The 6,232-nt window shown below is 58.1% G+C and carries 5 protein-coding genes, 1 tRNA gene and 1 pseudogene; 1 reads left to right on the plus strand and 6 read right to left on the minus strand.

The genetic code is table 11. From position 1 onward, the window contains the following. Positions 1 to 774: pseudogene (locus DYI24_RS19080) on the minus strand (amidohydrolase/deacetylase family metallohydrolase); the annotation flags it as partial. 164 nt (positions 775 to 938) lie between these two features. Here DYI24_RS19080 and DYI24_RS19085 point away from each other — a divergent pair. Beyond that, the gene (locus tag DYI24_RS19085; protein WP_246701303.1) at positions 939 to 1,433 is read left to right on the plus strand and encodes a MarR family winged helix-turn-helix transcriptional regulator; all 495 of its coding nucleotides are present in this window, start codon (positions 939 to 941) and stop codon (positions 1,431 to 1,433) included. 705 nt (positions 1,434 to 2,138) lie between these two features. Here the strand turns inward: DYI24_RS19085 and DYI24_RS19090 are convergent. The 5 genes from DYI24_RS19090 to DYI24_RS19110 all read right to left on the minus strand — a co-directional run. Continuing rightward, entirely contained in the window at positions 2,139 to 2,672 is a 534-nt protein-coding gene (locus DYI24_RS19090; protein ID WP_164573427.1) for a hypothetical protein, read from the minus strand. A gap of 59 nt (positions 2,673 to 2,731) precedes the next feature. Then, entirely contained in the window at positions 2,732 to 3,772 is a 1,041-nt protein-coding gene (locus DYI24_RS19095; protein WP_164573428.1) for a hypothetical protein, read from the minus strand. A 625-nt stretch (positions 3,773 to 4,397) separates the two neighbouring features. Continuing rightward, positions 4,398 to 4,473, minus strand: a tRNA-Lys gene (locus tag DYI24_RS19100). Between the two features lie 344 nt (positions 4,474 to 4,817). Further along, entirely contained in the window at positions 4,818 to 5,417 is a 600-nt protein-coding gene (locus tag DYI24_RS19105; RefSeq protein WP_164573429.1) for a Spy/CpxP family protein refolding chaperone, read from the minus strand. A gap of 132 nt (positions 5,418 to 5,549) precedes the next feature. Continuing rightward, the coding region (locus DYI24_RS19110; RefSeq protein ID WP_164573430.1) for a TRAP transporter large permease at positions 5,550 to 6,232 on the minus strand (683 nt) is incomplete at its 5' end.

Below are 6,232 nucleotides of genomic sequence, written 5' to 3' on the forward strand. Positions count from 1 at the left end.
CGCCGCCGGGATCACAGCATGGACGACGCCTTCGCGATTGATGAAGCCGCCCGGGGGGCGGGTGAACGGATGCGCCAGCACGTCGCCTTCCTTCAGCAGCGGAATGACGCGCGTCAGGATCGTATCGGCGTCTTCGCCATTGGCGCCGCTCTCCGGCAGGCCCCAGAGCTGGCCGAAATGCACATACACCGGCAGCTCGGCGCGGCGCCCGATCTCCGCCGCCATCTCGATGACGCGAATGCCCCAGCGCGCGAAGCCGCCGATCTCCGCATGCGCCTTGATGCCGCGCACGATGTCCGGATTGGCGCGCGCCGCCTTCACGGTGGCGTCGATGTCGACGCCCTCCGGGCTGTAGAGCTGCGGGTAGTAATGGCCCTCGAGACCGCCGACGAGGTAAGCCGACAGGAACGCATAAACCCGCGACTTCGCCGGCTCGGCGATGAAGTGGCGGAAGCCCGGCAGCGTCATGCAGGACGGGCCGCCCTGATCGATCAGCGCAGTGACGCCCGACCGCACGCCGACCATATCGGGGTTCATGCCGAAGCGGCCGGACACATACTGATAGATGTGCGCGTGCGTATCGATCAGCCCGGGCAGCACCAGCTGGCCGGCGACGTCCACGATCTCCTTGGCGCTCGACGGCAGAATGTCCTTCTGCACGGCGGCGATCTTGCCGCCCCTCACCGCGACATCGATCACACCATCGATGCCGGACGCCGGGCAGATCACGCGCCCGCCACGCAACAGAAGATCAAAGCTGGCACTCACCGACATCGAACTGCTCTCCACAAACCTGACCAAAATTACGAAGCATGCTTCGCATTTGCATCTAGCAAGGCTTATGCCAAAGTCTAAGAGACCAAGGACGTAGAGAATCGCGTTACTGATTTTCGCTGCGCGGCGCCGGCCGTTCAGCTTGCAGAGATGGAGAGAAACGCTTGCGGCAGAAGCATTTCCGCGCGGTCGAGGCGGCGCACGAACACTGGCCCTTGGCCCAGCGTCCCGGCTTTCTGATCCGGCGCTTGCACCAGATCCATGTGGCGCTGTTTCAGCAGGCATGTGCTGAATTTGAAGTCACACCGCTGCAATACAGCCTGCTGTCTGCGCTCGCGGCCCGCAAAACCGCCGATCAAACAACGCTCGCGGCTGACATTGCGCTCGACCGCACCACGACCACCGGCGCACTCAAACGCCTCGAAGCGCGCCACCTGGTCGAGCGGCCGGTCAACGCCGAAGACCGCCGCGCCCGCTTGTGCCGCCTCACCAAAGCCGGCGCTCATCTCTTGTCTAAGATCGAAGGCGCCGCCCGCTCCGCCCATGAAGCGACGCTGCAAGGCCTGTCGGCACGCGAGCGAACCCAATTCGTCGCAATGATGCAGCGCATCGTTGCGCAGAACGCCAACCAGGACACCGAGGCGCCCTCGCTCGAATGAACCGCCGATGATTCCGTGCACGCAAGCTGCTCCACACGTTGATCATCGGGCTCAAATTGCTGCTGAGATCGAGAGCCCCGCACCTTCTCGAACGGAACTAATTTGCGGATCGCGCAACGTCGAGCAGCTTGCTGATAGCTGCACTTGGCAAAGATTCGATCTGCTATGTGATGAGTTTTGGCGAACGATAGTCGCGATCGTATGTTCGCGTACCAAAGACAGTCGATGTAGCCGCCTCCCCCGACACCAATCGGCTCAGTCTAGGGAGGATCAATCGTACGCGCTGCTCAACAGAGGATCGGCGCGAATTGCGACGTACGGAGATCAAGCCAATACGCTCGAGCGTCTGCTTAGGTTTGGTCAGGAAAAACAAAGCCGTCGTGCATCTGCACGTCGGTCGTGTTTTAACACCATTCAACATATGAGGAGGTTGAAGTGGTGGGCGCACTAGGGCTCGAACCTAGGACCCGCTGATTAAGAGTCTCCAACCCAAAACACGATTATCTCAATAAAATCAATACGTTGATGAAATTCACTTTTCATCAGCCGTCGAAAGCTGACCATTATCTTTCAATAACTTACAACCAGATTGTCAAAGGAACTTCCAACGCCGCAAGGTCGCATTGTGGTTCCACTGGGCGTTTGGTCACTGACTAAACCGCGTCAGATGAATGCGATCAAGGGCGGAAGCTTCCATCTTGGATATCAAGATCCTGTGGTCCCTTTGCCGCCCGTGTCAGGCCAAGATACCACCTCGGGCTTAGAAGTTTCCTTTAAGGCAGAACTTCGGATCGTATTTACGGTTTCCAGGGCTTCCTTAGAAGCCTTATCGATCGCTTGCCGATCGGCGCTCTCATCAATCAGTTTTTTCTGTAGCCTCACGATGTCCGTGTCGCGCCACACAATATACCCCATCCTGCTTAAACAAAGGCCCAAGAGACTTCCAACGAAAGCTAGGACAACCGTGGGGCCGTTGGCCCAACCAGTGAAAGTCTTTTCCTTTATCAAAGAAAGAGCAAGAAGAACAAACAACGTGAGAAACTGCAACGCAAGAACGGACATATACTCGCGAGATAGCTCCAGTACTCGATAAGTTAGTACCTTCCGTTCTGCCGGCTCGAGACTTTGCCAATCCAAGGTCGGCATTCCACGATTTAAACGGACGAGCAGAGCGGCGCACATGATGGAAATCGCAACTATCAGGGGCTGTGTAACATCCTTCAAAAGGGCAAGCGTCATCCACCGGCCAAATACAAGACCTAACAGGGCGACGCAACAGAGAGTAACGAGTCTTGCCACTAGGTTATCTTTCCATCCGCCACGAACCTGGAGTAGACGACCTGCAATTGATCGGCGACGTTCTCGAAATTCAGAAAATTACTTCCCTCGTGAGGCAGATCGAACGGCATCTTGGTTCGAAGGATTGCGTCGTCATCGGACACCTTCCCATCGCTACCCTCTACTTGAACTTTGCCGTCCGTCAGATCAGCCACCTCGTTAGCAAGCTCTTGCATCTTCTCGCGTGATTCGACTGTGCGACTGCCTCTGATCTTGACTGAAGCATCAACGGCCAAGTACTCGTTTGGCCCGAGACTTTCGACCAATGAATTTGCTCTGTCCTTCCCGAACAATGCTTCAACTATAGGAAGCGCCTGCTGCATTTCGACCAACCGATCAGCTATTTTGCGAGCCGTACGTTGCACCTTCTTCGTGATCCCCGCGGGCAGCTCTGGTTGGGCAACACTCATCAGATATGGAGCAGCATTCCCACTCACTCTCACACTCTTAATCTCGCCGATGTCGCCACCAACGGTAGCACGATCAAATTCTGCCTGTAGCTTGACGGTTGCAGAGGAAGGCAGGACTGAGCCGGCGTCCTTCAAGAGCCATTCGATGTACTGCCGCAGAAGCTCTGCAGTCATTGATTGAGTCTTCACGAAGAGCACATGGTCTTTGATGCAAAGCCAGTAGACCATTCCCCGAATGAACTGTGAGTTTCTCGGCGCACTCGCTTCCTGAAGTTTGAAGATCTCCGCGGTGGTCAACTCGGAAAGTTTGACGCTGGCTGTGGTCAGTTCAAGGAGGGCTTGCATGCCATCGCTTTGTACCAAGCACATCTCTCCGAACACGGCGCTCTTCAGATCGGCAACCTTGTTCAAAAGCACCTTCTTACTGTTTTCCTGCGGCACATCGAAGAACCGATCGCCTACCCTTTTCCAAAGGGAGGCCCCGCTCGCGTCAACAGCGGAGAGCGCAGTCCGGCACAATCCCTCTAGTGTCTTCTTCGGGTCTCCAGAAACATGCTTTCTATAGTGAACCATATGATATGCGCTTGGCATTCGATCCCCCAGCCAAAATCAGACCACTTTAGCAAGGTCGCGCAGGGGTTGAGGAAACAATCAAACTCCATCAGCCACCCATACACTATGTTCTTGTTTTGTTCCAGCGCTCCAAAGGGCGTCTTCCCCAGGGTTAGAAGGTGAGTAATACTCACGCTGCTTTGGCCAAGAGTGCCGTCGAAAAGCTCTGCTGGTGTCGGCACGGTCCAAAGGAAGGAATCTGATTTCGAACGTTTTGTTCAGCTCAAAATTTCCGCTCGGTGACCAAAAATACGCATTTACGGCCTACTGCTCAGCTAACAAATTGTAATATATCATGTTTTCCTAGAGCAGCTGAGCACTTGTCAGCTGCTCCAACGATCTACGCCGTCACGGTTCGATTTACTCAGTTGTTTCGAGTAAACGTGGAGAATTCAAATCGATCAGCAATAGCAGGCGTTTCGTCTACAAGTGCCCTCGCCCAAGCACACGATCAGGGCCTCAAGTACACGCGCAACGAAGGTGCTGAATCATTGTTCAGCTACAAAATGGGTGTCAAATTCTCGCGTTTTACTCGTTTAACACATGTCCCGCCAACCAGGGGAAGCAACGCCACCGTCTAAGGCATTGATTTCACTGGGGAATTTGGTGGGCGCACTAGGGCTCGAACCTAGGACCCGCTGATTAAGAGTCAGCTGCTCTACCAACTGAGCTATGCGCCCGCAGCCGTTTCGGCTGGGTCCCTTGCGGGGACGGCGTCGTTTAGCAAAGCCCACCGGGGATGTCCAGCAATGCGGACGACTTTTTTCACGTCTGTGGGGAGAAACTTCGGGTCGCGAAAACGGCAGCAGTTTCTGCGCGTTTGAAGCAGGCCGAGACGGCGGTGCGTTCCTGCCGAAGCCTCCTGTTCTCCCACAATCCGATGCCCGCCGCGCCAGGACCTGCCAAACGACCGGCTCGTGCTCTTCCGAGGACGCATGACGGCTGTCGGAGGCGGTCTAAGGTGAATCTGGAAGTGGCCTCCGGCGGCTTATGCGGCCGCCGGAGGTCCTTGTCGAAGTCTGTGTCAAAGCCGGCTCGGGCCGTCGCTATCGTCCATCGGGCCGTGGCGGTCCATCATCGGGCCGCGGCCGCCGCGCTCCCAGCGCGGGCCGCGATCGTCGTCGCCGTCCCGGTCGCGGTGCATGAAGCCGTGATGATGGCGCCAGCCGAAACCGCCGCCCTCCATCCGGGTCAGCACCCGCAGGCGGCGCTTCTGGCTATCGTCGAGCGATTTGTAGAGCGGGTCGGCGGCGTCGGCGATCTTCTTCATCGCAGCCGCGGTCGCGGCCATCGAATCGGCGCGGTCGCGCAGCCGTGCCACCGGATCGGCGTCACGCGGCTCGCGGTCGTCGTCGCGGGCCTTCATCCGCGCCTGGGCGCGGTCGATCCGCAGCTTGACCAGATCCTTCACCGCGGCCTCGACCGGCGGCCACAGCTTCTCCTGGTCGGGGGTGAGCTGCAGCCCGGCCTTCACGGCCGCGATCTTGGCGTCGGCGAACGCGCTGCGATCCTGAGCGCTGAATGCGTGCCGGCCATGATCGAACCAGCCGCGATGCTCGGCGTAAGCCGCCGTCGAACCGGCGAACACCAGCGCGGCGACGCCGGCGAGCAGAACCTTCTTCATGGCAACCTCCTTCAAAAGGTAGCCATGAAGATGAGCGCCCTGCCCGGCGGCTTCAACTTAACGATTGGACAGACGAGGCCGTCTTACCAAGATGTAATGTGCTGTTAGCAGACCGAAACGAACGGACACCAACTACAACATACCGAGCATCCGCGGCAGCCACAGCGAGATCTCCGGCACGTAAGTGACCACCGCGAGGAACGCCAGCATGGTGAGCAGCCACGGCATCACCGCCACCGTCAGCTCGGTAATGCCCATTTTGGCGATGCCGGAGGCGACGTAGAGGTTGAGGCCCACCGGCGGATGGCACATGCCGACCTCCATGTTCACCACCATCAGGATACCGAGATGGACCGGGTGAATGCCGAGCTTGACCGCCACCGGGAACAGGATCGGCGCCATGATCAGCACGATCGAGGTCGCTTCCATCACGTTGCCGGCGAGCAACAGCAGGATGTTCACCACCAGCAGGAACCAGACCCAGTTCACGCCCGCGGTCGACATCCAGGTCGCAATCTGCTGCGGGATGTTTTCGTTGGCCATCAGGAACGAGAACAGCACGGCGTTGGTGATGATGTAGAGGATCATCGCGCTCATGTTGGCCGAGCCGAGCAGCACCCGCGGCACGTCGCGCAGGCGCATGTCGCGATAGACGAACACTGCGATGATGAAGGCGTACACCGCGCTGATCGCCGCCGCTTCGGTCGGGGTGAACATGCCGGCATAGATGCCGCCGAGCACGATCACGATCAGCAGCAGGCCCCAGACGCACTTGCGGAACGCGTCGAACCGCTCGGCCCAGCTCGCCTTCGGCA

Source organism: Rhodopseudomonas sp. BR0C11, assembly GCF_010820945.1.
GTDB classification, from domain to species: Bacteria; Pseudomonadota; Alphaproteobacteria; order Rhizobiales; family Xanthobacteraceae; genus Rhodopseudomonas; species Rhodopseudomonas palustris_H.